This is a genomic window from Bradyrhizobium retamae, from assembly GCF_001440415.1.
Lineage (GTDB): Bacteria > Pseudomonadota > Alphaproteobacteria > Rhizobiales > Xanthobacteraceae > Bradyrhizobium > Bradyrhizobium retamae.
In genome coordinates this window covers 23,294-49,075 of sequence record NZ_LLYA01000135.1, presented here as the reverse complement: position 1 = coordinate 49,075, position 25,782 = coordinate 23,294, and the positions used below count along the sequence as shown (strand labels likewise).

General features: G+C 62.8%; 27 protein-coding genes. 13 read left to right on the top strand and 14 right to left on the bottom strand.

Annotated features, from left to right (window positions below):
• Complete coding sequence (locus CQ13_RS16225) at nt 1-1,239, top strand: hypothetical protein (protein ID WP_156433708.1); 1,239 nt, start codon at nt 1-3, stop codon at nt 1,237-1,239.
• 25 nt (nt 1,240-1,264) lie between these two features.
• Here CQ13_RS16225 and yidD read toward each other — a convergent pair whose 3' ends face one another.
• Entirely contained in the window at nt 1,265-1,618 is a 354-nt protein-coding gene (yidD, locus tag CQ13_RS16220) for a membrane protein insertion efficiency factor YidD (RefSeq protein ID WP_057843862.1), read from the bottom strand.
• 235 nt (nt 1,619-1,853) lie between these two features.
• Here yidD and CQ13_RS16215 point away from each other — a divergent pair, with 235 nt between their 5' ends.
• Nucleotides 1,854-2,792, top strand: a complete 939-nt coding sequence (locus CQ13_RS16215; RefSeq protein ID WP_057843927.1) for a COG3904 family protein — start codon at nt 1,854-1,856, stop codon at nt 2,790-2,792.
• Between the two features lie 81 nt (nt 2,793-2,873).
• Here CQ13_RS16215 and CQ13_RS16210 read toward each other — a convergent pair whose 3' ends face one another.
• A complete protein-coding gene (locus CQ13_RS16210; protein ID WP_028349133.1) occupies nt 2,874-3,323 on the bottom strand; it encodes an iron-sulfur cluster assembly scaffold protein in 450 nt (149 codons plus the stop codon).
• A gap of 244 nt (nt 3,324-3,567) precedes the next feature.
• Here CQ13_RS16210 and folE point away from each other — a divergent pair, with 244 nt between their 5' ends.
• Both folE and hisI read left to right on the top strand, forming a co-directional pair.
• Nucleotides 3,568-4,290, top strand: a complete 723-nt coding sequence (folE, locus tag CQ13_RS16205; RefSeq protein WP_057843861.1) for a GTP cyclohydrolase I FolE — start codon at nt 3,568-3,570, stop codon at nt 4,288-4,290.
• 31 nt (nt 4,291-4,321) lie between these two features.
• On the top strand, nt 4,322-4,750 hold the full coding sequence (gene hisI / locus CQ13_RS16200; RefSeq protein WP_057843860.1) for a phosphoribosyl-AMP cyclohydrolase: 429 nt from the start codon (nt 4,322-4,324) through the stop codon (nt 4,748-4,750).
• Between the two features lie 21 nt (nt 4,751-4,771).
• Here the strand turns inward: hisI and CQ13_RS16195 are convergent, their stop codons facing one another.
• The 3 genes from CQ13_RS16195 to mddA all read right to left on the bottom strand — a co-directional run bounded on the left by CQ13_RS16195 (nt 4,772) and on the right by mddA (nt 8,431).
• Nucleotides 4,772-6,889 carry an alpha/beta hydrolase gene (locus CQ13_RS16195; protein ID WP_057843859.1) on the bottom strand — a complete coding sequence of 706 codons (2,118 nt, stop codon included), beginning with the start codon at nt 6,887-6,889 and terminating at the stop codon, nt 4,772-4,774.
• 4 nt (nt 6,890-6,893) lie between these two features.
• A complete protein-coding gene (locus CQ13_RS16190; RefSeq protein ID WP_057843858.1) occupies nt 6,894-7,511 on the bottom strand; it encodes a TetR/AcrR family transcriptional regulator in 618 nt (205 codons plus the stop codon).
• A gap of 134 nt (nt 7,512-7,645) precedes the next feature.
• Nucleotides 7,646-8,431, bottom strand: a complete 786-nt coding sequence (gene mddA, locus CQ13_RS16185; protein WP_057843926.1) for a methanethiol S-methyltransferase — start codon at nt 8,429-8,431, stop codon at nt 7,646-7,648.
• A 272-nt stretch (nt 8,432-8,703) separates the two neighbouring features.
• On the opposite strand from mddA, the gene CQ13_RS16180 reads away from it, so the two are divergent.
• Together CQ13_RS16180 and CQ13_RS16175 are read left to right on the top strand one after the other, a co-directional pair.
• Nucleotides 8,704-9,723, top strand: a complete 1,020-nt coding sequence (locus tag CQ13_RS16180; RefSeq protein ID WP_057843857.1) for a transglycosylase SLT domain-containing protein — start codon at nt 8,704-8,706, stop codon at nt 9,721-9,723.
• 246 nt (nt 9,724-9,969) lie between these two features.
• Nucleotides 9,970-11,145 (top strand): DUF2336 domain-containing protein, encoded by a 1,176-nt coding sequence (locus tag CQ13_RS16175; protein WP_057843856.1) that lies wholly within the window; start codon nt 9,970-9,972, stop codon nt 11,143-11,145.
• A gap of 113 nt (nt 11,146-11,258) precedes the next feature.
• Here the strand turns inward: CQ13_RS16175 and CQ13_RS16170 are convergent, their stop codons facing one another.
• From CQ13_RS16170 to CQ13_RS16150, 5 genes are all read right to left on the bottom strand, one after another.
• Complete coding sequence (locus CQ13_RS16170) at nt 11,259-11,837, bottom strand: Hpt domain-containing protein (protein ID WP_057843855.1); 579 nt, start codon at nt 11,835-11,837, stop codon at nt 11,259-11,261.
• A 21-nt stretch (nt 11,838-11,858) separates the two neighbouring features.
• On the bottom strand, nt 11,859-12,404 hold the full coding sequence (locus tag CQ13_RS16165; RefSeq protein ID WP_028349127.1) for a response regulator: 546 nt from the start codon (nt 12,402-12,404) through the stop codon (nt 11,859-11,861).
• A 100-nt stretch (nt 12,405-12,504) separates the two neighbouring features.
• Nucleotides 12,505-13,284, bottom strand: a complete 780-nt coding sequence (locus CQ13_RS16160) for an NAD kinase (RefSeq protein WP_057843854.1) — start codon at nt 13,282-13,284, stop codon at nt 12,505-12,507.
• A 124-nt stretch (nt 13,285-13,408) separates the two neighbouring features.
• Nucleotides 13,409-15,562 carry an adenylate/guanylate cyclase domain-containing protein gene (locus tag CQ13_RS16155; RefSeq protein WP_430649690.1) on the bottom strand — a complete coding sequence of 718 codons (2,154 nt, stop codon included), beginning with the start codon at nt 15,560-15,562 and terminating at the stop codon, nt 13,409-13,411.
• A 25-nt stretch (nt 15,563-15,587) separates the two neighbouring features.
• A complete protein-coding gene (locus CQ13_RS16150; RefSeq protein ID WP_057843852.1) occupies nt 15,588-16,259 on the bottom strand; it encodes a hypothetical protein in 672 nt (223 codons plus the stop codon).
• A 263-nt stretch (nt 16,260-16,522) separates the two neighbouring features.
• On the opposite strand from CQ13_RS16150, the gene CQ13_RS16145 reads away from it, so the two are divergent.
• Complete coding sequence (locus CQ13_RS16145; protein ID WP_156433706.1) at nt 16,523-18,097, top strand: S10 family peptidase; 1,575 nt, start codon at nt 16,523-16,525, stop codon at nt 18,095-18,097.
• Nucleotides 18,098-18,177: 80 nt separating this feature from the next.
• Here the strand turns inward: CQ13_RS16145 and CQ13_RS16140 are convergent, their stop codons facing one another.
• Entirely contained in the window at nt 18,178-18,714 is a 537-nt protein-coding gene (locus tag CQ13_RS16140) for a tetratricopeptide repeat protein (RefSeq protein ID WP_057843850.1), read from the bottom strand.
• A gap of 295 nt (nt 18,715-19,009) precedes the next feature.
• Here CQ13_RS16140 and CQ13_RS16135 point away from each other — a divergent pair, with 295 nt between their 5' ends.
• The 5 genes from CQ13_RS16135 (at nt 19,010) to CQ13_RS16115 (ending at nt 22,513) form a co-directional block, all read left to right on the top strand.
• A complete protein-coding gene (locus CQ13_RS16135) occupies nt 19,010-19,264 on the top strand; it encodes a His-rich protein BRANT (protein WP_156433705.1) in 255 nt (84 codons plus the stop codon).
• A 211-nt stretch (nt 19,265-19,475) separates the two neighbouring features.
• A complete protein-coding gene (locus CQ13_RS16130; protein WP_057843848.1) occupies nt 19,476-19,898 on the top strand; it encodes a hypothetical protein in 423 nt (140 codons plus the stop codon).
• A 118-nt stretch (nt 19,899-20,016) separates the two neighbouring features.
• Nucleotides 20,017-21,060 carry an alpha/beta fold hydrolase gene (locus CQ13_RS16125; RefSeq protein ID WP_057843847.1) on the top strand — a complete coding sequence of 348 codons (1,044 nt, stop codon included), beginning with the start codon at nt 20,017-20,019 and terminating at the stop codon, nt 21,058-21,060.
• A 320-nt stretch (nt 21,061-21,380) separates the two neighbouring features.
• Nucleotides 21,381-22,094 (top strand): outer membrane protein, encoded by a 714-nt coding sequence (locus CQ13_RS16120; RefSeq protein ID WP_057843846.1) that lies wholly within the window; start codon nt 21,381-21,383, stop codon nt 22,092-22,094.
• 179 nt (nt 22,095-22,273) lie between these two features.
• On the top strand, nt 22,274-22,513 hold the full coding sequence (locus CQ13_RS16115) for a DUF6719 family protein (RefSeq protein WP_057843925.1): 240 nt from the start codon (nt 22,274-22,276) through the stop codon (nt 22,511-22,513).
• An 86-nt stretch (nt 22,514-22,599) separates the two neighbouring features.
• On the opposite strand, the gene CQ13_RS16110 is transcribed toward CQ13_RS16115, so the two are convergent.
• The 3 genes from CQ13_RS16110 to CQ13_RS16100 all read right to left on the bottom strand — a co-directional run bounded on the left by CQ13_RS16110 (nt 22,600) and on the right by CQ13_RS16100 (nt 24,215).
• Nucleotides 22,600-22,854, bottom strand: a complete 255-nt coding sequence (locus CQ13_RS16110; RefSeq protein ID WP_057843845.1) for a hypothetical protein — start codon at nt 22,852-22,854, stop codon at nt 22,600-22,602.
• A gap of 530 nt (nt 22,855-23,384) precedes the next feature.
• Entirely contained in the window at nt 23,385-23,798 is a 414-nt protein-coding gene (locus tag CQ13_RS16105; RefSeq protein ID WP_057843844.1) for a hypothetical protein, read from the bottom strand.
• Between the two features lie 195 nt (nt 23,799-23,993).
• On the bottom strand, nt 23,994-24,215 hold the full coding sequence (locus CQ13_RS16100) for a hypothetical protein (protein ID WP_057843843.1): 222 nt from the start codon (nt 24,213-24,215) through the stop codon (nt 23,994-23,996).
• A gap of 458 nt (nt 24,216-24,673) precedes the next feature.
• On the opposite strand from CQ13_RS16100, the gene CQ13_RS16095 reads away from it, so the two are divergent.
• Complete coding sequence (locus CQ13_RS16095) at nt 24,674-25,777, top strand: alpha/beta hydrolase family protein (protein ID WP_057843842.1); 1,104 nt, start codon at nt 24,674-24,676, stop codon at nt 25,775-25,777.
• Nucleotides 25,778-25,782 lie beyond the last annotated feature (5 nt).

Sequence of the window (25,782 nt, the reverse complement as noted above, 5' to 3'; positions counted from 1 at the left end):
ATGCTGCACTGTATGAGAACGGCGACGCTTGCTGCTGTCATGCTGCTGGCGGCCGTGGCTGCCGTCCGTGCCCAAACCGCAACGGTGGACGACACCGCGAAATTTCTCGCGGGGCTGATGCCCTCGGCGGACTCGCCGCTGGTGCCGCTCACCAAAGATCCCGCCTGGCAACGGCACGCCAAATTCTTCGACACCGCGTTCGGCCAGCTTGAGCAGCGCCAGTTGTCGCGGATCCGCGCCTGGGCGGAAACCAATCTGGCTGCGCCGCGGCCGACCATGTTCTACATGTTCTCAGGCCCGGATATTCTCTATGCGAACGCTTTCTATTCCAAGGCCTCGACCTACGTGCTGAGTGCGCTCGAGCCGGTTGGCTCTGTGCCCGACCTGACGGTCTTGCCGCGCGGCGGCATTGCGTCCGCGCTCTACAACGTCGAACGTTCGCTCAGTTCGATCCTGAGCTTCAGCTTTTTCATCACCAAGCAGATGAAGACCGATCTGCAGGCGGGCCAGATCAGCGGCACCTTGCCGATTCTCTATGTGTTTCTGGCTCGCTCGGGCATGACCGTGAAGGGCGTCAGTCCGATCTCGCTGGACGACAAGGGTGCAGCGTATTTCGCAGGCGAAAATCCCGGGCCGAATGCCGTGCGCGGCGTGCGCATCATCTTCGTGGACCCCGAGGGTCAGGAAAAGACGCTGTATTATTTCTCGACCGATCTATCCAACTCCGGCGTCAAGGCGAGCGGTTTCCTGAAATTTTGTGCGACGCTCGCGCCCGGCAACAGCCTGGTCAAGAGCGCGTCCTATCTGCTGCACTCCGGCAACTTCACCACGGTGCGCGACTTCCTGCTCAATAACAGCGCCACCATCATCCAGGACGATTCTGGAATCCCGCTCGCTTACTACAGCACGAAGAAATGGCGCTTGTTCCCATTCGGGCGTTATCTGGGACCGATCGACGAATTCGCGGGGCGTTACCAGGAGTCATATGCTGCACTGTTCCGTCGCGCACAGCCGATCGATTTCGGCATCGGCTATCGCTGGCGTACGCCGGAAACGAATGTGCTGCTGTCGGTGAGATTGCCGGACGATGGATCGCCCGCTATCGACGCCACGGCATCGGCGGAGGCGCCGCCGCCACCGCCACAGCGCCCGCGCAGGCCGCGGCCGCCTGCGAATATCGGATCGCAGCAATGGGGCGGACCACAGCCATGGGGCGGCGGGTTCTTCGTCTGGCGCTAAGCCGCAATCGCTGCGAGCGTCGTACTCAGGAAGGGTTGACGCCGCGCCAGCGTCCGTAGCGCCACGGCAGATACCATCGCGCTTCCGGAGGTGCAGTGAGCGGCACGTTGTCGATCCCGGACGTGCCCCAGGGATGGCAGCGCAACAGCCGCGCCAGCGTCATCCAGCCGCCGCCCCACAAACCGAAACGTTCGATCGCTTCGTCGCCATACACCGAGCATGTCGGCAGATGCCGGCAGTTGTAGCCGACCAGCAGCGACAGCGAATGCCGATAGATCCATATCAGTGCGCGTCCGGCATTGCGCGGCAGACGACGGGCAATGCTGGCACAATCCGTGCATTGTTTTCGCTGTGACGATGAAGGACCTGCCGATGCCATGCAGCACTATGTACGTAGTCTTGCGGGGGTTCCCAAGCAAGGAACTCAATTCCTGCAGATATTTAGCCACACTTAGGAATTATCGCACTGCAATGCGGCGCACCAAGCCAAGGTATTATGGACGACACACGTCAGCACAGTTACCGTTTTCATACGGATCGATGACAGAATCATCTCGCGCTAAGACGGGGCCATTGCCACTAGTCGTAAACGGGGCTTGGGGGAAGGAACCAAATTGAGGTTTGAGACGTCGCTGAAACTTCGCGGCTGGGCCCTTCTCGGTGCCACCGCCTTTTGCCTCGCATTGCCGGGCGCGATCACAGTGCTGGGTGACTCGGCGTATGCTGGTGGTACCCTCGAAGAACGCAAACAGCCGATGCATTTCAAGTGGAATGCATGCCAGCCGGATTGCAGGGGCTGGGTCTCGGCCGTCGGCATCGTCACATCAGATAGCCCGCGGGAGTTCGACGAATTCGCCAAGGGTCGCCAGCTCGCGGGCGCGACCATCGTGCTGGATTCCAGCGGCGGCTCGGTGAACGATTCCATCGCGCTTGGCCGGCGGTTCCGCAGCCTTGGCGCGCTGACGACCGTTGGCACCACGGTGCGCACGCGGACCCCGCAAGGCGAACGCGTGAGCGTCGTGCCGGAAGCCCATTGCGAGTCGATGTGCGTGTTCCTGCTGCTGTCGGGCAAGACACGTTACGTGCCACCCGCCGCACATGTCCGCGTGCACCAGATATGGATGGGCGATCGTGCCGACGACGCCAGGGCCGCCAGCTATAGCGCGCAGGATCTGATGATCGTGCAACGCGACATCGGCCGCCTCACGAAATACACTTTCGACATGGGCGGCACCGGCGATCTGCTGTCGCTCGCGCTCAGCGTGCCGCCGTGGGAAGATCTGCATGAATTGTCGCGCGGCGAATTGCGCCTGGCCAATCTGATCACGACCGATGCGGTCGCCGATGTGTTCCCGCAGGACAATGCGTCGGTACCGATGGCCGAGGCGAAGCCTTCCAAGCCGCAGGATCGCTTCATCAGTTCCGTGATGGAGGGCGACGCGCAGTCGCAGTCGGGCAAGTCGACCAAGACCGCCGAAGCCGCGGTTCCGACAGGTGGCTCTGCGCCGGCGCAGGCGGCTCAGCCGCAACAGAATCAGCCGCAACAGAAATAGGCTGCATCCCATCCCACGGTGGTCATCATCCGCGAAAGCGAAAGCGGATGATCCAGTACGCCGTGACGGTGGTGACTGGGCTCACGCCTGCGCCGGCTGCTTTGCCTTGGCTTCGATCTGGCCGATAGCGTCGACCACGGCGTCGAATGTCAGCATGGTCGAGGCGTGGCGGGCCTTGTAGTCGCGCACCGGCTCGAGCAGGGCGATGTCGGCCCATTTGCCCTGCGGGGGACCGCCGTTTTCCTTCAACATTTTGCGCACGGTTTCTCGCAATTCACGTAACTCGCTAGCCGTCGAGCCCACTACATGGCTTGCCATGATCGAGGAGGAGGCTTGTCCGAGCGCGCAGGCCTTCACGTCATGGGCGAAGTCGCTGACCACGGGCCCGTCCATCTTGAGGTCGACCTTGACGGTCGAGCCGCACAGCTTGGAATGGGCGGTGGCGCTGGCGTGGGGGTCGGGAAGGCGACCGAGGCGGGGGATATTACCCGCCAATTCAATGATCCGCTTGTTGTAGATGTCGTTCAGCATGAGAATCGGTGTCCCGGGCGGCGATCCGAGCGCCCTTGGCGGCTGGGTTTCATCGTCCTATATATGGACAGGAACGGCGGAAAAACAGCCCGGCCGTTTGCCGTAGGCGGACGGACATGGACCAGTCATGGAAACCAGTTCGGCCGTCCGCGTGTTGTGGATGGGACTCAGGCGCCCGGCGGCAAAACCGCCCCGTCTGCCCGGTGACACTCCGGTCTCTGCAGGCCGGTCGAACGGAGAAGACATGGACGCATTGATCAAATCCCTCCGCCCTAGCAAGCCTTCCGATTTGAAGCCTTCCGAAGTGAAATCGCCCGATGTGGCCCCGGAAACCCGCCCGGCCGAGCTCGATCCGGCCGAGTTCCTGGCCGCTGCCGTCCGCGCCGACCTGCCGCGCCCGTCGCGCGCCGAGGCCGAACACGCCGTGCACACGCTGCTCAGCTATATCGGCGAAAACCCCGATCGCGAGGGTTTGCTGGATACGCCCCGCCGCGTGGTCGAAGCCTTCGACGAGCTCTATCAGGGCTATCATCAGTGCCCGGCCGAGGTGCTGGACCGCACCTTTGGCGAAACCGCCGGCTATGACGACTTTGTCCTGGTCCGCGACATCGAATTCACCTCGCAATGCGAGCATCACATGATGCCGTTCTACGGCAAGGCGCATATCGCCTATACGCCGGTGGAGCGGGTGGTCGGATTGTCGAAGCTGGCTCGGCTCACCGATATCTTCGCCCGCCGCCTGCAGACCCAGGAGCACCTGACGGCCCAGATCGCGGCTGCGATCGACGAGGTGCTGAAACCCCGCGGCGTTGCCGTGCTGATCGAGGCGGAGCATACCTGCATGTCGGTGCGCGGCGTCGCCAAGCATGGCGCGATGACGTTCACCAGCCGCTTTACCGGCATGTTCCGCGATAATCCCGCGGAGCAGGCGCGTTTCCTGTCCCTGGTGCGAGGGTCCAACCGGTAGCCTCGCCGAAATTTCTCCGCGAGGCCCTGTCGTGTCCACATCCGCAACGACCAATGAGCGCGAGGAGGGGCTGACCTTCCAGCCCAAGTTCGACGCGTCCGGTCTCGTGACCTGCGTTGCCACCGATGCTGCGACCGGCGAGGTCCTGATGGTCGCGCACATGAACGACGAAGCCCTGCGCAAGACGATCGAAAGCGGCGACGCCTGGTACTTCAGCCGGTCCCGCAATGCGTTGTGGCGAAAAGGTGAGACGTCAGGCCAGACCCAGCGCGTGGTCGAGATACGCGTTGATTGCGACCAGGATGCCATCTGGATTCGCGTCGAGCAGCAGGGCGCGGCGTGTCACACCGGGCGGCATTCCTGCTTCTACCGCAAGATCGACGCCGCCGGGGGCGGTGCGCTGCTGACGTTCGTCGATGCCGACCGGCAGTTCGATCCGAGCAATGTTTACCGGAAATAACTGGCGTCGGTTCCGGGCCGGTTATGCCAACAGCTCACCGATCATGGCGGCTGCGCGTCTCGCACCATCGGCTTCGACCGGTTTCGGTCTATCCGGCCTCGACATGGCCAAAATCATGGCGTCGGCGATCATATCGGGGGTTGACGAAGCGAAGTCCATTTGGATGCCTGCGCCATAGCGGCGGAGCCGGTGGGCGACGTGAAAGTTCTGCTCGAAATGGTTTCGCAGCGGAAAATAGACAAACGGCGTCCCGGCGGCAGCGAGCTCCATGCATGTGGTGAGCCCGCCCTGAACCAGCGCCAGGTCACATGCAGCAAGGTGCCGGTCGAGATCGGCGACGAACGACCGTATCTCGACGCCCTCCGGCGCGCGCAGCGACGCCGGATCAATGCGGGGACCGGCGACCACCACCATGCGCAACGCCGGCAGCTTGGCTTTCACGATGGGATAGGCCTGCAGGACGCGCTTGATCAGGTGAGCCCCGATCCCCGATCCGCCGACGGTGACGATGCAAATCTGTTCGCCGTTCCGGTAGCCAAGCGCTTCGCGAAGAAATTGGCGGCTGCCGAAGGTTTGGGGGTGCTCGCCGATGACGTAGCCGGCGAAATCGAAGTGCCTCGGTACCCAATCACGCATCAGGGGCAGATCCGCACCGAACGATAGCGGCACCACGTCTTCAGGGTGGCCCACGAAAATCGCTCGATCGCGCACGCCAGGATGCTGCTCGATATGCTCGATCATCTCGGCATTGTAGTCGGTCGTCAGCAGCGCCTCATGTTTGCCGCCGGACGGCATCGGCACGTAGCCGACGAAGTCGGTCAACCAGACGAGTTTTGCCTTTTTCAGCTCGGGATGCTCGTGCCAGTAGTGATCGATATCCCAGGCCTCGTCCGCAATCACCATGTCGTAAGCGCCTTGCTCGACGGCGTCCTGGAAGATCATGAAGTTTTTGATCAGCACCTCGTCCATGCGGCGGAGAGCCTGAAAGCAGTGCAATTCGTGTTCGCCGCTTTCGAGCTCGATATGCCGCGTTTCGCTCGCCAACCTTGCACTTAGCGGATGGACATGTTCGTTGCCGGCCTCCAGCAGACGCGTGACCGGATCTTGCGCCAGCCAGTCCACCGTGAGGTCAGGATGAAGCTTGCGCAGCTCGCGGGCGATGGCGATGTCCCGGCGGCCATGGCCGAGGCCGATCGGCGAGGAAAGATAGAGGGCGCGCTTCTGGCGTGCACTGTGCGGCAGGGCCTCACGTGCAAGCGGGCGGATGGCGAGCCGGCGATCGATGAAGTCGTTGATCAGCGCGTTCGCCTTGGCCGGATACCGGCCGAGAGGGTTATGACCGCCGCCTCTGATCGTTACGAACTCCGAGCCGCTCACCGCGGCGTGGGCCGCCCGGGCGCGCTCGCAGGGCTGAATTTGGTCGTTGTCGCCGTGGATGAACAGAACCGGGCAGCGGATGCTGCGATACATTTCCGCGCTGACATCGAATTGGGGAGGAATGTTTCGCGCTTCGACGGTTTTGATCAGGGTTGGTCCATCCGTCTCGGCAGCCCAACGGACCCCGTCCTCGATCTGTTTGGTCGAATGCGGCTCGCTGCAGATGTTGCGAACGAAGAACTCCGCGAAATCAGGGTAACTCGTCAGCCAATAGTCACGGTTGAACTTGTTCCAGCCGTCGTAACTGTCTCTCTCGGCGAGAAAATGCGAGGCCGCAAATCTTGCCTGGTGCGCAGGTCCGATGGTCGAGACCGTGCCGGCGAGGATGGCTGCCCGCACACGCGTCGGGTGATAGGCGGCGAGAATGGAGGCGAGCAACCCGCCGAACGAAAGTCCGACCAGGATAGCTTGCTCCACCTCGAGGCCGTCCATCACGGCAAGCGCGTCGGCGACGTAGTTGTCGATCGTGTAGGCAGTGACGTCTTCCGGTCGATCGGATTTGCCGTTGCCGCGGCCATCATAAGCGATGCAGCGGAAACGTTCGCTGAAGTAGGGAAGCTGCGCCTTGTAGATTCGCGAGTGGACGATGCTCCATGGCGGGATAAACAGAATGGTTTCCGCGCCGGCGCCGTAGCTTTCGTAAGCGAGTTTCACGCCGTCTCGGGTGATGAAACCCTCGCTGTCCGCCAGCTTTGCTCGCATGCTGTCACCCTTTTTCTGGTGAAGATCCTTCCGCAATCCGAATGAGGTCGCCGACGCGCCGCAGCGACGCCCTTATCGGCGCGCCTTTTTTCTCCAGTCCCAGCAGGAACAGGCTTTCGCCGCCGATGAAACTGGAGGCGGCGATCGCGCCGACTTCTTCGGCCGAGAACGGGCCGAGCGGCCCGATCATCTGTTCGGTCCTCCGTACCACGCCTACGATCAGGTCGATCCAGCCCATGAGGCCGGCTCGGATCACCTTTGCTACTTCCGCGTCATGCCAGCTCACCGCGATCAGCTCCTGCAGCACACGCACGTAGCCCGAAGCGATATCCTCATCGAGGTAGTCACAGGCGCGGGACCACTGCTCGGACAGTTTTAGCGATGGATCTTCGAACAGCCTGTTCTGCCGGTCGAGCAGTTGAGCATTGAGATGTTCGAACAGCTCCAGAACCATGTTCTGCTTGGAGCCAAAATGGTAGTGGATCTGGCTTAAGGGCACGGCCGCTTCTGCAGCGACTTCGCGAGTGGAAAGTCCGGCATAGCCGGCGCGGCGCAACACCTTCTTGGCAGCTTCGAGCAAGCTCGTGCTGGTTTCGATCTTCTTCACTGCCGCGCGCGCCATGGTACCTCATGATGTGATGGATGCGTCAAGACGCTACAAGCATTCCGGCTGAGAAGGCCAGCCTTGCCGTTCTAACCCTCTACCGGCCGGAAAAACCGATGCCCGGAACTGGGCCGGGCACCGTGAAACAAATGTCACCCGACCTTCGCCTTGTTTCGCGGCAGCGGGATCAGCATCGAGACCTGCTGCCGGTAGCGGCGGTACTGGTCGCCGAACAGCGCTATCAGGTCGCGCTCCTCCAGCCATATGCCGATGAGGATATAGCCGGTGGTGGCGATGGCGAACACCAGATGACCGACCGTCATCGTCGGCGTCGCCCAGAACGCAAGCAGGAAGCCGAGATAAATCGGATGCCGGACCACCTTGTAGAACATCGGCGTTTTGAACTCGGCCGGGGGCAACTCGCGCCCGAGAAGCCGCGCCAGCACTTGGCGCAGGCCGAACAGCTCGAAATGGTTGATCATGAAGGTGCTGGCGAGCACCACCGCCCAGCCTAACCAGGAAATCGTCTGAAGGACAATTGCCGCAACCGGATCAGTCGTCGACCAGATGATGCCTGTCATCGGCCGCCATTGCCAGTAGAGCAGGAGCAATGCGAGGCTGGCAAGCAGCACGTAGGTCGTACGCTCGACCGATAGCGGCACGATCCTTGTCCACCAGCGCTTGAAGGCGGGACGCGCCATCACGCTGTGCTGGATTGCAAACACGCCAAGCAGGACGACATTGATGAGCAGCGAAGAAACGAGCGGCCCGGCGGTGCCGCTATCGATGGTCTTTGGTACCGGCAAGTTGCCTACAAAGGCAATCGCATAAAGAAATGTACCGAGAAACAGCAGGTACGTGAGCGTGCCGTACAGCACAGCCGTCAAGCCGCCGGTTATGGTCTTTGCGGGAGGGGAGTGGAGTGCATGGTCTGTCATGATCTTGATCCTCTCTGGGAAGACTGCGGAAGGCCTTGCTTTCAGTCGGACGGTCGTGATTGCCCGGAATTTCACCTCGTTTGCGAGCCGGTCAGATCCAACGTCAAATATTCAGTCGGTCGAACGACCGAAAAGTTCATTCCTGTTTTATGTTGGAGATGCGGCATTTTAACCCGGCATTAACCATAAAGGTCGCACGCTGGGTCGGTGAAGCGCCGGATTGGCGGCGTTCACGAGCCCGCGAGGTTCGCGAGGAGCGGGGCACCACGGATATGGCGGTCGACACAGCAAGCGCCACGGCTGCGGCAGGTGTCGATCCCGCGCGCGCGAGGATCGCGGGCTCGATCAAGCAGGCCGCATCCACGACCGGCGCCAGCTTCGAATATCTGCTCGCCACCGCGAAAATGGAATCCAATTTCAACCCGAAGGCCGCCGCAACCACCTCGTCGGCGCGCGGCCTGTTTCAATTCATCGACCAGACCTGGCTCGGCACGGTGAAGGAGGCGGGTGCCCATCTCGGCTACGGCAAATATGCCGACGCCATCACCAAAAATCCGTCCGGCAGCTATTCGGTCGACGATCCCGCGGCACGCGCCGCGATCATGCGGCTGCGCGACGATCCCGACGCTGCCGCATCGATGGCGGCGGTGCTGACGCAATCCAACAGTTTCAAGCTGACCGGCAAGATCGGGCGCCGCCCGACCGATGCCGAACTCTACATGGCGCATTTCATGGGCGTCGGCGGCGCCGGCAAGCTGATCCAGAACGCCGAGGACAATCCGAACGCGTCAGCCGTGCAGATGTTTCCGAACGCTGCGGCGGCCAATCAATCGATCTTCTACGACCGTTCGGGGCAGCCGCGCAGCGTCTCACAGGTCTATTCGGTGCTGAGCACGCACTATGCGGCTGCCGCCAGTTCACCGGTGACGCGCACCGCGATGGCGGCTGCCGGCGGCGATCTGCCCCGGCGTATCACCGTCGCGAGCGCCGCGCCGGCGACGACGGCGATCGACAACGCGGCTTATCTGTCAAGCTTCCCCGATCAGCGCGCGGTAACGCCGGTGGCGGCAACGGCGCAGACCGCTTCGGCGTCAACGGAGCCGATCTTCCGCTCGCTGTTCCAGGCCGGCGAACGCACACAGCCGATTTCGCCGGCGGTGCAGGAATTGTGGGGCAGCAATTCGTCGCCAGTTACCTCCGCGAGCACCGTATTGTCGGGACATAAGCCCGAAGTCCGCGCACCCGGAAGACTCGATCTCTTCAGCGACCGCAACGGCACGTTCAGTAGCTGACGCTCACCCCTGTCCCGAGCGCGATGCAGCGCGTAGCGATGCGTCGCAGAACCGGGACCCATCGCGGTGGGCGAGTTCGGATGGATCCCGGATCAGCAGCGCAACACGCAGCCGTCGTCGCACCCTTAACAAAACGTCAATAAAACCAGCCGTTTATGGTGAACCCTTTGTTAAGCGTCATGGTTTATTTTTTCTAATAGTGGCACCGCGTCACGGTGTCGTTTCAGGTTGCGTAAAGCCAGGACCATGATCGTTCGGCAGTTCATCAGTTGGATTCGCACCGCTCCGGCAGGCGAGCGGGCAGAGGCGACGCGGGCATTGGCGCGGGCCTGGTTGATTTCAGATCTTTCCGAGGACGATCGCATCGCCGCCGAAGGCGCGCTGTTGATGCTGCTCGATGATCCGTCGCCGCTGGTGCGCCAGGCGATGTCGGAAGTCTTCGCGCGCAGCTCGGATGCGCCGGCGGCCATCGTGCAGGCGCTCTCGCTCGATCAGCCCTCGATCGCGCTTCCCGTGCTCGAACATTCGCCGCTTCTGATCGACGCCGACCTCGTCGACATCGTCGCCACCGGCAACAGCGACACGCAATGCGCCATCGCCCGCCGCGTCAACCTGCCGCCCTCGGTTTCCGCCGCGATTGCCGAAGTCGGCTCGGCGGCCGCGGCGCTTGAACTGATCGAGAATGCCTACGCGGAGCTCGCGCCGTTTTCCTGGGACCGTATCGTCGAACGTCACGGCCATCTCGCCGCGATCAGGGAAGCCATGCTGGTGCTGGAAGGCTTGCCGGCCGCCACCCGCGCGGCGCTGGTCGCGAAACTCTCCGAGACGCTGGCGCAATTCGTCGTCGCGCGGAACTGGCTGAGCGCCGACCGGGCAGGGCGGCTGGCGAGCGACGCGCGCGAGCGCTCGGCCGTCAATATCGCGGCGCGTTCGCGCGGCGATGACATGCTCGGCCTGGTGCGGCACCTGCGCGCCACCGGGCAACTGACCGCCGGCCTGATCCTGCGCGCGCTATTGTCGGGCAATCTCGAACTGTTCGATGCGGCGCTTGCCGAACTGGCCGACCTGCCGCTGGCCCGCGTCGCCGCGCTGCTGCACGACCGCGGCGGCGCCAGCCTGCAGGCCCTCCTGATCCGCGCGGGCCTTCCCGAATCGACATTCGGAGCCTTCCGTATCGCGCTCGAGGTCAGCAGTGAGACCGGCTTTGTCGACACGATCGGCGGCGCCGCGAGGCTGCGCCGCCGCATGGTCGAGCGTGTGCTGACCCATTGCGAGACCGACCGCAAGGCCGCCGAGCCGCTCTTGATCCTGCTGCGGCGGTTCGCAACCGAGTCCGCACGCGAGGAAGCTCGCCTGTTCTGCGAGGAGCTGGTCGCCGACGAAGCGTTCGTACCAGCCGTGCGCGATCTGATCGCGGCGTAGCTCTCGATCTCACCGTCGTTGCGAGGAGCGTAAGCGACGAAGCAATCCATCGTTCCGCGCATGCGGCGCGATGGATTGCTTCGGTTCGCTCGCAATGACGGGAGAGAGGGATCCTACTCCGCCGGCACGATGCTCGGCGCCAGGATCGCTTCGAGATGCTCGGGGCGGTCGCGGTTGACCTTGAGCAGGAATTCATCCGCGACGCCGCGGAGCTGCTTGCTGAGCGCGCTCGCCATCGTGGCGGTGTCGAGCTTGGTGCGTTCGCGCACGATCGCCTGGATGGCATTGATGTGATGGGTGATCAGCTCGGATGGGACCTGATCGAGGTCGGGGGCATGTTCGATGATGCGGCACAGGCTTTCGGCCGCGGCGCCGGCGGAAGGGAAGCCGAACGTGGCGGCATCGCCCTTGATGTCATGGGCGGCGCGAAACAGCTCTTCGCGGTTGTCGATGGTGAAGCCGTCGCGGAGAATGGCCTCGTGCGCGGCCGAGAGCCGGTCCGCCTCGATCGTCATCCAGTTCTTGAATTCACCGGATAGTCCTGCAAGCGCCTTTTCTGCGCGCCCGACAGGATCGTCGAGATCGGATTCGGGAACGCGCAGCAATACCTTGCGCAACGGATTGGGCTGCGTGATCACGTGATGATCGGCAAACGATTTGACCTGCATCGTCCCCGGCTTTTCTTTCGCCATGATGGTCTCTCCAGGCTCGCGCTAAACGTTCGACCGCGCCTTGTCGAGCAACGACGGCTGCTGCATCACTTCCATCTCGCCACCGACCCGCCGCTCGGGGCCGATATACGCGTTGTTGGTGTTGCGCCGCCGGTCGGGGCCGAAATAGGTCTTGGTCTTGATGAAGGGGCGCGGATTGGCGACGACGTTGAGGATGCGCTGATAAAGTCCCTTGGCCGAGATCGGCTTGGCCAGGAACTCGGTGACGCCGGCGTCGCGCGCGACCGTGACGCGCCGCTTCTCCGAATGTCCGGTCAGCATGATGATCGGCGCGTAAGGGTTACCCTTCGATTCCGGCTGCCGGATCATCTGCGCCAGTTCGAGGCCGTCGAAGATTGGCATCGCCCAGTCGGTGATGACGATGTCGGGCACGTAGTGGCTGTACATTTCGAGCGCTGTGGCGCCGTCCTCGGCTTCATAGGCTTCGCGCGCGCCAAACGAATGCAGCAGCGTCCGCAGGATGCGGCGCATATGCGGATTGTCGTCGCAAATCAGAAACCGCAGCTTGTTGAAGTCAATGCGATACATGGTCCGGCCCGGCCAAACAATATACTGGCGTTAACCATATCGCGGCGGCGGTTAAGGAATGGTTGCAAAACCGGCGTGAGGAGGGCTCGGCGAATCCGAATTAATACCCGAACTGCTCGCGCAGGATGCGTTCCTCGAGACTGTGGCCGGGATCGAACAGCATCCGCATCGAAATCGTCTTGTCGGACAACACCTCGACGCGGCGGACATCGCGCACGTCGTCATGGTCGGCGGCGGCCGCGACCGGACGCTTCTCACCCTCGAGCACCTCGATCACCACAAAAGCGGAGTTCGGGAGGAGGGCGCCGCGCCAGCGGCGCGGGCGGAACGCGCTGATCGGGGTCAGCGCCAGAAGCGCGGCGTTGATCGGCAGGATCGGTCCCTGCGCCGACAGATTATAGGCGGTGGAGCCGGCCGGCGTCGCCACCAGGATGCCGTCGGCGATCAATTCCGCCATCCGCTCGTGCTCGTCGATCAGGATGCGCAGGTGCGCGGCCTGGTTGGTCTGGCGAAACAGCGCGACTTCATTGATGGCGTGATGCAGATGCACTACGCCATTCACGTCGGTCGCGCGCATCAAGAGCGGATTGATCAGGGATTCCCGCGCCGCCGCCAGCCGCGTATGCAAATCATGCGTGGTGAATTCGTTCATCAGGAAGCCGACGGTGCCGCGATGCATGCCGTAGATCGGCTTGCCCGAGCGCATGTGGGCGTGCAGCGTCTGCAGCATCAAGCCGTCGCCGCCGAGCGCCACCACGACGTCGGCATCATCGGCGTCATGATTGCCATAGAGCTTGACGAGCTGCGCCAGCGCGGTCTGCGCCTCGGCGCCTGCGCTCGCGACGAAGGCGATCCGGTCGTATCGCTTGGGGGTGGCCATCGGACGACGAACTCATACCTGGCGCCGGATTGCGCCGCGCTCGTCTATACACCTTGGACAGGCTTGTCGAGATGGCCGTCAGGCACTTTCGCGCCGGTAACCTAAACCGGCGGTCATCGGGCCGTCATTTTTCCTGCAACGTCCGGATCGGGTCCCAATCGTCGCCCGGCGGGTTTTGGACCAATTCCCGGGCCCGCGCGCCAAACAGCGATGCCGGCCGGTCGATATCGGCCGAACGGCCGAAACACTCTGCAGCGTGCGCGAACTCGCGGGCTCGCCAGTGCACCAGCCCGTCGGCGTAGTTGGCGATCACCGTCTGCTGCGAGGGCGTCAGCCCCGCCGATAGCGCTAGCAATTGGTAGATTTTGAGCGCCTGGGTTCGCCCCTTGACCCTGATGGCGTCCAGTTCGCGCCAGGCGAAGGCTTGGCCGGCAAGCGCAACCGTCGTCTCGGACGCGATCACGGTGGTGCCGTAGAATTTGTTGGCGCCCTCCAGCCGCGAGGCCAGGTTCACTGCGTCGCTCATCACGGAGTAGTTGAAGCGCCGCCGCGATCCGAAATTGCCGACCAGCGCCTCGCCGGAATTGATGCCGATCCGCTGCGCCAGCTTGCAGTCGCGAAACACGGCGGAGGAGGCGTTGAGTTCCGCCAGTTGCGTGCAGCAGTCCAGCGCGGCGCGTGCTGCGTTCGCGGCATGGTCGGGATCGTCAGCCGGGGCGCCGAACACCGCGACAATGGAGTCGCCGATATATTTGTCGACATATCCGCCATGGCGCTCGATGACGTCGGTCATCGCCGAAAGATATTCGTTCATCAGCTCCATCAGGCCGTCGGGCGACATCTTTTCCGCGATCAGCGAAAATCCTTCGATGTCGGAGAAAAACACCGTCACGTTGCGTGTTTCGCCGCCGAGCTCCGGCAATTTGCTCGACGACAGCATGCGGTTGATGACGTGCGGGGCGAGGTAGAGCGCAAAGCTCTTCTGCAGCAGGCGGCGATCCTTGTCGGCGATGACGAAGCGGAAGCCAATGGTTGCGGCCAGCGCGGTCAGGCTGGCAAGGATCGGCTCGACGAGCGGCAGCGCCAGCGCGTGGTTGAAGGCGACCGTCGCGCCGGCCACGCCGAGCACGATCATGCCCGTCCAGGCAGCGAACGCGATGACGGGCCGGAACACCCAGGCGGCGGCTGCAGCGAGCGCAGCAATCAAAGTCGCGATCAGCAAACGGGGAAGCGGGCCGGGTTCGACCACGCCATTGCGCCCGACCAGATTGTTGACTGCGGTGGCATGGACATAGACGCCCGCGATCGTGCTTTTCTTGAAGCCCGCGGTAACCGGCGTGCTCTCGGCCGTGCAGCGCGGGGTGCGCGCACCTTCGATGCCGGTAGCGAAGCGCTTGGACGTGAAGCGGCGGTCCTCGATGTCGAGCACGGTGCCGAAGATGACGACCTTGCCGCCGAACCAGCGGCGGAAATAGTCCTTGTCGTTCTTGACGGCGCAGGCGCGCAAATCGGCGAACGAGAAGGTCGGAATGTCGTCGGCGCCGCCTTCGAAATTCAGTGTCATCGTGTTCGGCACGCGGCCGGGAACCCGGTAGCCGGCGAGCGTCAGCCTGCCGCGCTCATCGAACTCGGGTGCAGCGCCGAGCGCCCGGGAGGCGAGCTCGACGGCCATCGAGGGCACCCTTGACCCGTTGATGGTGAAGCTTAGCGGCATGCGCCGCAGGATATCGTCGCTGTCGACGTGATCGTTGAGCGGGCGGATGTTCTGCTGCTGGCGCACCGCGACGCGCTGTCCCGGCGACGGCCCGACCGGTTGGTTGCCGCCCAGGACCTCTCCCAGCACCACCTTGCCGTTCGCCGTCGCCCGGGCGAGCGCGCGAAGAAAATCGCGGTCGAACCCGCGGACCTTTTCGCCGAGCGTGCCCTCGCCGAACGGTATCTCCGACTGCTCGATCGATTTCGGGATCACCACGTCGAAGCCCGCTACCTTGGCGCCGCCTTCGAGTGTCGCCGTCAGCACGCGGCCGATCTCCCCGGTCCAGGTCAGCATCGGCGCGTCCTTGAAAGGGGCGGTGCGCAAGCTCTCCTCGTCCATCGCGACGACGACCGCGGCCGAAGCGGCGGGATCCTGCCTTCGGCCAAACACCTCCCAGCGCAGCGCTGTGAGAATATCGATGGAGAGCCCGCGGATCGGTCGAGCCGCAGGAGAAACCGAGGCGGCAGCGCACACCAGCGCGATGGCGGCGATCACCACCCTGTCGCGCGTGCTGCGTCTTATTCTCAAGCTGGACGGTCCGGCACGCCTATTGCAGCCGCAGCAGCCGGCCGACGATCGGTGTCGCGCCGGGCTTGGCCTGCTCATCCACCCGGAACACGATCTGCGAGGACTTGAACGAAGCGGCGTAGAGGCCGCCGGGAGCCAGCGCGACGTTCTCGCTGGCAAAATCGACGAAGCGTCCCTTGAGCTGGGTGCCGCCGAGATCGATCTGCTGTCGTTCGCCCGCCGCGTCGAGACGCCGGATGATCAGCTTGCCGCGTCCCTTGGCCTCCACCAGCGGCGAGGCGCCGTAAAGCGTGAGCTGCGGCTGCGGCAGGGAAGCCGCCTTGTTGCTGTCGACGCTGCGCAGCACGGTGGCGGCGACGCCGCTGGTTTCGCGCGTGGTCACGTTGGCCTGATTGGCATCGCAATTCGTTTTCTCGGCTTTGACCTCGGCGAGGTGAACGGCGCTCTCCTCGGTGCCGACGACAACGGTGCCGGTGCCGCTGATCGTCTCGCGCCGGCACGACTTCAGGTAGCTCAGAATGACAGAGCCGCCGTCACCGATCTTGATCACAGCCTTGGGCGTCACATAGTCCATGAATTCCGCACCGGTGACCTTGCCCTTGATGTCTTCGACCACCGCGGCCGGCGAATCTGCGGCCGCCGGAGAAGCCAGCGCCAGCAGGCCGAGACAAACAGCAATCGAACGTTTCATTCTAAGACCCCATAAAAAAGCGCAGGTTCGTTAGTCGCGCCAGCGCCCGAATGGTTTCATGGATAGATCAAAATATCTGGCCGGTAGGTCAGCGGAACCGACCGATATCACCTAACGGCCGCCGAGGACAGCCATCGGGCGCAGTGCAGGGCATTCCAACCCTCTCACGCGATGCTGTCGGGATTGTGATTTCCGCGAGTTTCCTGCCCTTGTGTACCAACGGCGCTGTCGCAGTCTCGGGGCGCAGATTGGGAGTGAACGGCATGGCTTCTCGTTTTATGGCAACGCGTCCCATGCGTCTGGCCGCCGCGGTTCTGGTCCTGTGTTGCGCGACCGGCGTACGCGCCGAGCAGGCGAGTTCGCCGACTTCGCAGCAGCCTGCCCCAGCGACGCCATCGCCGTCTCCGTCGGGCCAGAAGGGCGAAGCAGGGCGGGGCCCCGCCGCGACGCCATCGCCGGCAGCCGAACAACATCGCCTGCCGCCGGATTCCACCACCCGGCAAACGCTGACGTTGCCCGGCCGCACGCTCAACTTCACCGCCACCGCCGGCTCGATCCGGCTGTTCGACGACAAGCGCGAGCCGCAGGCCGATATCGTCTATACCTCCTACCAGCTCGACGGCTCCGATCGCACAAGCCGGCCGGTGACGTTTCTGTTCAACGGCGGCCCGGGCGCGTCATCGGCCTGGCTGCAGTTCGGCGACGCTGGGCCCTGGCGCATATCGATCACGGGTGAGGGTGCAGTGTCGTCGGCGACGCCCGACTTGCTGCCCAACGCCGAGACCTGGCTCGACTTTACCGATCTCGTATTCATCGATCCCGTCGGCACCGGATACAGCCGTTTCGTCGCGACCGGCGAGGACACGCGCAAGCGATTCTACTCCATCGACGGCGACGTCAGCGCCATCGCACTCGTGATCCGGCGCTGGCTGGAAAAGAATGATCGTCTGCTCTCGCCGAAATTCGTGACCGGCGAAAGTTATGGCGGCATCCGTGGACCAAAAATCGTTCGCAACCTGCAGACCCAGCAGGGCGTCGGCGTGCGCGGACTGATCCTGGTCTCACCCTTGTTCGACTATCGCGATTTTTCCGGCTCGAGCCTGTTGCAGTATATGAACACACTGCCAAGCATGGCGGCGGTGGCGCGCGAAGCCAAGGGACCGGTGACGCGCGCCGATCTCGCTGACGTCGAGCGCTACGCGCAAGGCGAGTTTGTGACCGATCTCGTCAAGGGGCAGGCGGACCGCGAGGCCGCGACGCGGCTTGCCGACAAGGTGGCCGCGCTTACCGGCATCGATCAAGCGGTGAGCCGCAGACTCGGAGGGCGTTTCGAGGTCGGCGAGTTCCGCAGAGAATTCGACCGCCGCAACGGCCGTGTGACGGGACGTTATGACGGCTCGGTCTCAGGCTTCGATCCCTATCCGGATTCGAACCACGCGCATTTCGGCGATCCTTCCGGCGATTCCCTGACGGCGCCGTTGACGAGCGCGGCCGTCGACCTCACCACGCGCAAACTCAACTGGCGCCCCGATGGCTCGTATCACCTGCTTAATCCAGCCGTGTACAGGGCCTGGGATTTCGGTCGCGGTCCGGCCGAGTCGATTTCGGAGCTTCGGCAGATTCTCGCGCTCGACCCGAAAATGAAATTGCTGGTCGGTCACGGGCTTTTCGATCTCGCCACACCCTATTTTGCCTCGAAGGTAATTCTCGATCAGTTGCCGGCCTATGCGCGATCGGATCGAGTCAAACTCGTCGTTTATCCCGGTGGCCACATGTTCTATTCGCGCGACGGCGCGCGCCAGGCATTCCGCGCGGAAGTTGAGAAGGTGATGAAGTAGCGCTCAAACACAACCGGCGCAGTCTTGATGACTACGCCGGGTTTCCTTCGTCATTGCAATGACGCGGAGAAAGTCGTGGCTCAGTACACCAATCCCGTCCCCGGCGGCTTTTCGAGCGCCGCGGCCAGCGAGCGATATTCTTCGCTTGAGGTGCCGGTGAGCTGCGCGATCCGGTTCAGGTGATATTGCGCCTGATCGCGGTTGCCCTGTTCGACCTGCCACAGGCCGTAATACTGCCAGGTCTTGACGTGGCTCGGATCGGCCTTCAGCGCGCGCTCGTACCAGATCTGCGAGACCTTGTAGTCGCCGAGCTGGCGATAGGAATAGCCGATCAGATTGGCGACGGCGGCCGAATCGTCACGGCCGAGCGCCTTCAACTGCTCGATCGCCGACGCATAGTCGTGGCGCTCGTAGATCGCGGCGTAGGCAGCGCGATAGCCGTCGACGAATGCGGTTTGTTCAATGGCCGGGCGGGCTTCGCTGGATTTCTTTTTCTTCTTCGGCGGCGGAGGCGGCTCGTTATCGGGATTTGCGTAGACGGCGGTGACGACAGGAGCTGCCGCGAGCGTAAGGGACAACATTGCGAGCGTCAAAAGCCTGATCGCTAGTTTGTTCATGCATCTCTCCTGATGGCCGGTTCCACAATCCTACACCGAAGGCCGATGATATGAACACCCGGCAGTTGGGAACATTCCCGCCATCCGCCTTCGATCCTTTCGATTTTGGATCCTGCCGATTTGGCGGCCGCAGTTCGCGTTCTAAAGATGGCGAACCTGCCATGGAGATGAACGAAGTCCGCACGTTCGATTCAGGACGGGTTCACTGCGCCGTGCCTAACGTCGCACGCACGATCGGCGAGCCCGGCCATTCGGACTGGAGAGCCCGCAGGTCCCCATGGAAGAGGAGACAGCCATGCTCAAGACCTTTTCTGCAGCGCTCGTTGCCGTGTCCGTTCTCGCCGCGCCCGTGTTTGCCGGCACTGCGGGCAAGACCGCGCAGGCTCCTGCGAACAAGAGTACGCAGGCCCCGGTCACCAAGGCCGAGCAGGGAAAATCGAAGGCGCTGAACGCCAAGCGCGATCGACATCATAGCCACAAGAAGCAGGTCGGCCTCTCAAAGACGCCTGCCGCGGTCAAACCCGCCGCGCCGGCTGCCAAGCGCAGTTGAACCAGCGCGATCGAATCTGATCCGCCGGCGCGTTTGCTTCCCCATTGCCCCCGCGTCGGCGGATATCGGACCAGCCCACGTGCCATTGCTTCCCCGATGGCCGTGGGCTGGTGCTGCTTCGATCTGTTCGGGCCAGTAACCGAGATGCGAATTCCATTTCGCCGCCGGGCAGTCTAAGAGACTGCCAACTGGGGCGGGGGAAACATTTCGCTTGCGAAGTTCAGTCAAAATTGCGGCGGTGGTACTGTTGCCGCTCGCGCTGTCGGCCTGCGCCGCCAGCGACGAGAGCAAGCCGATCACGTTTACCGACGATCGCGGCGTCTCCAGCCAGCCTTTTCCGAAAAACTACCGCACGGAAGTGCTGGCGTTCCTGAAGACTTATCTCAATGATCCCGTCGGCGTACGCGGCGCCGTGATGGCCGAGCCGATCGAGCGCGTGGTCGGCGGGCGGCTGCGCTATGTCGTCTGTCTCCGGTTCAGCCCGCGCGAATCCGACGGCGGCTACCGCGAGCCGCGCGAACGCGCCATCCTTTTTGTCGATGGCCGGCTCGACCGCATCATCGAAAACGCCGCAGAGCCCTGTGCGGGGCTGGCCTACGCGCCATTTGCGGAACTGGAGAAACTGACGCGCTAGCTTCGCGCGCTTGCTGTGAGTTCCACACGAGAGTGTGATGCTTCGCGCCTATACATATCGTGTCCGATCATTTACATCGCACGCGATCTAATCGCATAAGTGTAGAGCGGAGAAAGACATGTTCCTTTCCATCACGCCTGACCGCCGCCGCTTCCTCGGCACCGCGGCAGCCACCCTTGCGGCCGCACCGTTTGCCATGAGCGGGGCGCTGTTCGCGCAGTCCGGCGACGCCGGGGCAGGCGCGGGCAGGCCGGGCGCCCACGCCTCGTTTGCCGCGCTGAAACAGATCGAGGCCGGCGTTCTCAGTATCGGTTACGCCGAAGCGGGGCCCGCCAATGGTCCCGTCGCCATCCTTCTGCACGGCTGGCCGTACGACATCTACGCCTTCGTCGACGTGGCTCCCGTGCTGGCATCGGCAGGCTTCCGGGTCGTCGTGCCGTATCTGCGCGGCTACGGCACGACGCGCTTCCTCTCAGGCGATACGCCGCGAAACGGCCAGCAGGGCGCGCTTGCCACCGACGTCATCGCGCTGATGCATGCGCTGAAGATCGAAAAAGCGGTGGTGGCTGGCTTCGACTGGGGCGCCCGAACCGCCGGCATCGTCGCCGCGATCTGGCCGGAACGCGTCAAGGCGCTGGTTTCGGTCAGCGGCTACCTGATCGGCAGTCAGGAAGCCAACGCAAAACCGCTGCCGCCATCGGCCGAACTGCAGTGGTGGTACCAGTATTATTTTGCGACCGACCGCGGCCGGTTGGGCTACGAAAAATACCGGCGCGAGTTTTCCAAGCTGATCTGGCGGCTTGCCTCGCCGAAATGGAATTTCGACGACGTGACCTTCGAACGCAGCGCGGCGTCCTTCGACAACCCGGACCATGTCGCCATCGTGATTCACAATTATCGCTGGCGGCTTGGTCTCGCCCCGGGCGAGACCAAATTCGACGCACTGGAAAGGCGGCTGGGCGAATTTCCGGTCATTACCGTACCCACCATCACCCTCGAAGGCGACGCCAACGGCGCGCCGCATCCGGACCCGAAGGCTTACGCCAAGAAGTTTTCCGGCAGATACGCCCATCGTCTCATCACCGGCGGGATTGGGCACAATCTGCCGCAGGAGGCACCGCAGGCCTTTGCCGACGCCGTCGTCGAAGTGGCTCGCTTTTGAAGACGGACGGGTTTTGCCGCCGGCAGTCGCGATGACTGCCGGCGCGGGCCGTCATCTGATGTACCGGGAAGGAACCGTGAACGAAATCGGATCACTTTTCGGCGAGGGTTGAACCTTGCCTTAGTCATGCCAGACACCAGCTAAGCGGGGAAATCACCTCCTTAACCCCAGAAAAAGCCTGACGTGCGAGGGAACTAGAACGCTTTGTTGGTGCCGTCACAGTGGCGCGCCATCCGGTCGCGGGCGTTTGCCGCAAAGCAACCTAAATGAAGTCACGTTGTTTGGATTGGTATCCGCGACGTTCGTAACGGGGAAATAGGATGAAGAAGATACTGCTCGGGGCTGCCGCGCTGGCCGTCATGGCGGCACCAGCCTTTGCGGCCGACATGCCGCCCCGGCCGTACACCAAGGCGCCTGCCTATACGGCGCCTCAAGTCGTCTATAACTGGACCGGATTCTATATCGGCGGCCATGCCGGTGGCGCCTTTGCGGGCAACAGCTCCCTGCAGGGCAGCGATGCCCGCTTCCTCGGCGGTGTGCAGGGCGGCTTCGACTATCAGTTCGCGCCGAACTGGGTGCTGGGCGCCGAAGCCCAATATAGCTGGCTGCCCAACAACAACAATAACGGCGTGCTGTTTCCGGGCGGGACGCTTGTGACCTCCAACACCGACCAGATCGGCTCGGTAACCGGCCGGATCGGCTACACTTGGGGTCCGGCGCTGCTCTACGCCAAGGGCGGTTACGCCTGGCGCAACGGCAACGATCTTGGAGTGTCGGTTGCCGGCGTGCCCGCGGGCTTCACCACCAACGGCAACCAGAAGGACGGCTATACGGTCGGCGGCGGCCTCGAATACATGTTCGCCCCGAACTGGTCCGCCAAGGCCGAGTACCAGTATTACAATTTCGGCGACACGACCTTCACGTCCGGTCCTGCCGATATCAACGGCCGTACCTTCCGCAACGACGAGCATACGGCCAAGGTGGGCGTGAACTACCGGTTCGGCTGGGGTGGTCCCGCTGCTTCCAAATATTGATACCGACTTGGTCTCGAGACGCGCAAGGGCCGGCTTCACGCCGGCCTTTTTGCTGGCGGATATTGAGGCGAGCGCGCACCGGTAATTTTTTGGCAGGCGCGAAAAAAAATTTCGCGCTGCATGCAACTTTTCGTCACGATCCGATATTATGGTTCCGGCCGGCTGGTGGGACGACGAACATGCGTGCTTTTGCGTTAGGGCTGATCTTTTCCGCTGCGGCGTTTCCGTGCCATGCTCAAACTGTCCTGAAATCCGAACCGCTTATCCTTGCTCCCTATGAAGTCGCCTTCGTGCAGGATCCCTCGTGCGGGGCCGGCAAGGTGCGCAAGGTGACCGGTGCGATCAGGGGACTGCAGCGGCGCAAGGCATGTGTCACCCTTGCTTCGGAACAGGTATCGCTGGTCTCGGCGACGCCGTAGGATCCGACTTTGCGTCTCGGATATCGTCCCGGCGAATGGGACCCATTCGCCGAGGACTGTCGTGTGTCGGCGGCTTGCGGCCGACCTTATGACGCGAGCTGCAATTCCGTCTGCGCGTCGCGCTCGGCGTCGGCCTTGTTGCGGGCGGGGTCTTCGTGCGGCTCAAGCTGGCAGGGCTTGATCTCGTAGTCATGGTCCAGCACCGGACGGGGACCCTTGTTGTCTTGCCCGGAGATGACGTCGACGACGAGACCGCTCTTTTGGGCGATCTTCCAGACGTCGGCTGCGGTTGGATAGGCCTTGCTCAGTTTGGCATCCTTTGAGAACAGCGCGTAGGGCATTGTTAGCTCCGGTAAAAACGGTCAACGCGGAAGCGTGGGCCGGGTTTCAGGCTTGGCTGCCATGCGGCCATTCCACAGGCTGTTTCGGGAGCAAATTGGCTCGTTTCGGCCCGTTTTCGTGGAGTCTCTGAGTCTTTAACGAGCCGTAAATTCCCGAAAAAAGAATCCCCGAGACTCAGTCGCCAGAATCGCCGGATGTTTCCGGCCATGAGAACGAGCCTCCAGACCTCCTGCGAGCGTGTCCAACTCACGCTGACCGTTTGCCTGCTGGCTGCCTGCGCCGCCAACATGGCACTGGTCTATGCCTGGCTCTAAGATAGAGACGATCGACCGAATCCCACACAGGATGACAACATGGAGGTCGTGTCCCGGACGCGATGCGTCACGAATTGACGCTTCGCCCAGAGCCCGGACCTATCGCAGACTGGATCCGGATCAGCAGCGGACCACAGAGCCTGTGCTCGGGCCGCGCGGACCCGCGTGCAGGTGCCGCGCGCTGCACGGTATCCGGGGACCGGGTCAGGCGCGGGCTACTTCGCCGGCGGCTCGCCTTCGCGGAGCGCAGCGTGGACCTTTGCCATGGTCGCGGTGCAATAGGCCTCGCGCTCGCGGTTGAACCGCTCCTGATGGGCACGGAAATTCGCGACCCGCGCCTTGATCTCGGACTGGATATCGTCCCGCAGGTCAGGACGCGCGACAGGGGCCAGCCTCGCTATTTCCCTCGACGCTTCCTTTGGCGCCTCGGCAAGGGGCATCGTCCCCGCCAGCAGGGCCTGGATGTCAGAAAGCGGCGCGGCCGGACGGGTGGGCTCGGATGCCTGGACGGAGAGGACGGTGACCGACGTCGTGACCGTCTTCTCGGCCTCCGGCGGCTTGCCGGTCACCGATTGAACAAACGCCATCGTCTGCGCGATCAGGAGATCGCGTTCCCTCATCCATTTCATGAGACACCTCGGCCCAAATCATTCCATCAAACGGCTTTTGTGGAATCAAGCGGGGGGGGGGAAGTAACTGGGGACAACTGCCGCACTTTTGCGCGCGAGGTGACAAAACGGCGACAGTCCGTGACTGCCAACGCGCACGTCGCGCGGGGCGCATCAGTGATGGTATCCGCAAGCGTGGTCGCGCCAGGTTGGGGTCTAGCGTTCGCGGGGATTGGTGTTCGGGACAAAGGGCGCGCCGATCATGCGCACCGGCGGCTGGTCGCCGACATGGATGATCCGCTGGTCGGCTGCTGGCGAACGCTCGACGCCAGCGGTTGTCCGGTGCGCGAACTGGACCGGCTTGTCGTCGAACCCAAGCAGCGTAACGCCACCTGCAATCGCCACGCTGAAACACGCGACGATCGCGAGCAGCACCATGTTGCAGTTTTCTTCGCGAATTCTCATGCCGGGAGAACGCGGGAGGTGGGGGTTGGTTTCCCCGACCAGTCTGAGAGTGAGTGTCCGACCCCACAACCGCGGGTGGCGCATCGGCCAGGACGTTGAACTACTATCTCATCCAGGCCAGAAGCCCCGCTGATAATGGGCCAAGTGATGCATTCAGCGCCGTAGTACGGGAATCGCCTGAAAAAACAGCACGTTGCCCCATAGATGGTCCAACAAGCACTTTCCACTAGTTCCGCCCGGTGCAATACATTTTCCGAGATGCCTCTCAGGCGATGGCCCTACAGCCCGGCTATTGAAGCTGGGAGCCGTTCGGTGGGCTAAGCGTATCTGCGGCATGGACGTTTGGAGGGCTTGCAGGATGTCGACCTCACGATTTAAGTTACGAACTATAACTAATTTAATCAGTTGAGGTTTACAGGTTTGCTTCCGGCATGAAGATTCATTTTGGTCCGGCGGGTTGGGTTCAATGGCCAGACAGCGAAGAGTTCTCAATCGAGTTCGTGAGGCTGCTCGGCCTGGCTCAGGAAGGGGGCTCGCTGATCTCGGAATGCTTCCTTGTCGCAAGTCGGATTGACCCAAAGGATGGCGGCGATTCCTGGTACCGGGAATGGCTCAGGATGGCTGATATCAGCAACGAGCGCGCCAACGCTGCCTTCCAGCGTGGTCACGTGCTGACCGCGCAAAGCAACTGGCTCCGTGCCATCAATTACTATCAGGCATCAGCGTTCGATTTCGACGCTGCCGACAAGAAACAGCAAGGCGTGCTCAGAACCACGCGGGCCTGCGCCCGCCGCTACATTGCGCATCTCACTCCCGCCGGCGAGGTCGTCGAGATTCCCTGGCAGGAAGATTATCCGCTGGAAGGCTACTTTTTACCGGCCCCAGGCGCTTCGCATCGAACGCCTGTCGTGGTGTGCATGGGCGATCCCGGACATCGGAAGGAAGAATATCTCTTCAAGGTGGCGCGCTACGCCCGCGACAGGGGATTGTCGCTGCTGGCCGTGGATCTCCTCGGATCCGGCACCGGCGCCAAATTCGATGAGATCATGGGCCGTCCCGATCTCGAAATGTCGGTAAGCCACGTGATGGATTACCTCACGACGAGGGGCGATATCGACGAAAGCAGGGTAGCTATTCTCGGCGACGGTCCGGGATCGTCCTTTGTGGCGCGTGGCGTCGCTCTCGACAATCGCTTCGCCGCCGCGGTTTGTGATGGCGGAATCTGGGATATGCACGAGCGCGCCTTCTTGATGGACCGCCTCTCGCTGGGTTCCGCGTGTAAAGGAAGCGAAGGCTGGTCGCGGCGAAAATTTCGCTGCCCGGTCCTGATCACCATGGGTGAGCAGGGCTGGCTCGAAAGCAACCATGTGACCGGTCTGTTCGAACGACTTAAGACCAGCCAGCCCGACATTTCACTAAGAATTTTCGAAAGCTCTGAAACTGCGGCCGCGCATGGGCATTGCGATAATCCCACGCTCGCCAACGAGTTCATTTTTGATTGGATGGCCGATCGCCTTGAGTCGGTACCGGCCTAGCTCGT

Bases quoted from the DNA above. Each gene is read 5' to 3' on its own strand.
- CQ13_RS16115 (WP_057843925.1), top strand. From the start codon at position 22,274: ATGCGTGCTTTTGCGTTAGGGCTGATCTTTTCCGCTGCGGCGTTTCCG.
- CQ13_RS16225 (WP_156433708.1), top strand. From the start codon at position 1: ATGCTGCACTGTATGAGAACGGCGACGCTTGCTGCTGTCATGCTGCTG.
- mddA (WP_057843926.1), bottom strand. From the start codon at position 8,431: ATGACAGACCATGCACTCCACTCCCCTCCCGCAAAGACCATAACCGGC.
- CQ13_RS16135 (WP_156433705.1), top strand. From the start codon at position 19,010: ATGCTCAAGACCTTTTCTGCAGCGCTCGTTGCCGTGTCCGTTCTCGCC.
- CQ13_RS16125 (WP_057843847.1), top strand. From the start codon at position 20,017: ATGTTCCTTTCCATCACGCCTGACCGCCGCCGCTTCCTCGGCACCGCG.
- folE (WP_057843861.1), top strand. From the start codon at position 3,568: ATGGACGCATTGATCAAATCCCTCCGCCCTAGCAAGCCTTCCGATTTG.
- yidD (WP_057843862.1), bottom strand. From the start codon at position 1,618: ATGGCATCGGCAGGTCCTTCATCGTCACAGCGAAAACAATGCACGGAT.
- CQ13_RS16180 (WP_057843857.1), top strand. From the start codon at position 8,704: ATGGCGGTCGACACAGCAAGCGCCACGGCTGCGGCAGGTGTCGATCCC.
- CQ13_RS16175 (WP_057843856.1), top strand. From the start codon at position 9,970: ATGATCGTTCGGCAGTTCATCAGTTGGATTCGCACCGCTCCGGCAGGC.
- CQ13_RS16105 (WP_057843844.1), bottom strand. From the start codon at position 23,798: ATGAAATGGATGAGGGAACGCGATCTCCTGATCGCGCAGACGATGGCG.
- CQ13_RS16120 (WP_057843846.1), top strand. From the start codon at position 21,381: ATGAAGAAGATACTGCTCGGGGCTGCCGCGCTGGCCGTCATGGCGGCA.
- CQ13_RS16140 (WP_057843850.1), bottom strand. From the start codon at position 18,714: ATGAACAAACTAGCGATCAGGCTTTTGACGCTCGCAATGTTGTCCCTT.
- CQ13_RS16100 (WP_057843843.1), bottom strand. From the start codon at position 24,215: ATGGTGCTGCTCGCGATCGTCGCGTGTTTCAGCGTGGCGATTGCAGGT.
- CQ13_RS16095 (WP_057843842.1), top strand. From the start codon at position 24,674: ATGAAGATTCATTTTGGTCCGGCGGGTTGGGTTCAATGGCCAGACAGC.
- CQ13_RS16150 (WP_057843852.1), bottom strand. From the start codon at position 16,259: ATGAAACGTTCGATTGCTGTTTGTCTCGGCCTGCTGGCGCTGGCTTCT.
- CQ13_RS16170 (WP_057843855.1), bottom strand. From the start codon at position 11,837: ATGGCGAAAGAAAAGCCGGGGACGATGCAGGTCAAATCGTTTGCCGAT.
- CQ13_RS16110 (WP_057843845.1), bottom strand. From the start codon at position 22,854: ATGCCCTACGCGCTGTTCTCAAAGGATGCCAAACTGAGCAAGGCCTAT.
- CQ13_RS16160 (WP_057843854.1), bottom strand. From the start codon at position 13,284: ATGGCCACCCCCAAGCGATACGACCGGATCGCCTTCGTCGCGAGCGCA.
- CQ13_RS16210 (WP_028349133.1), bottom strand. From the start codon at position 3,323: ATGCTGAACGACATCTACAACAAGCGGATCATTGAATTGGCGGGTAAT.
- CQ13_RS16190 (WP_057843858.1), bottom strand. From the start codon at position 7,511: ATGGCGCGCGCGGCAGTGAAGAAGATCGAAACCAGCACGAGCTTGCTC.
- CQ13_RS16195 (WP_057843859.1), bottom strand. From the start codon at position 6,889: ATGCGAGCAAAGCTGGCGGACAGCGAGGGTTTCATCACCCGAGACGGC.
- CQ13_RS16165 (WP_028349127.1), bottom strand. From the start codon at position 12,404: ATGTATCGCATTGACTTCAACAAGCTGCGGTTTCTGATTTGCGACGAC.
- CQ13_RS16145 (WP_156433706.1), top strand. From the start codon at position 16,523: ATGGCTTCTCGTTTTATGGCAACGCGTCCCATGCGTCTGGCCGCCGCG.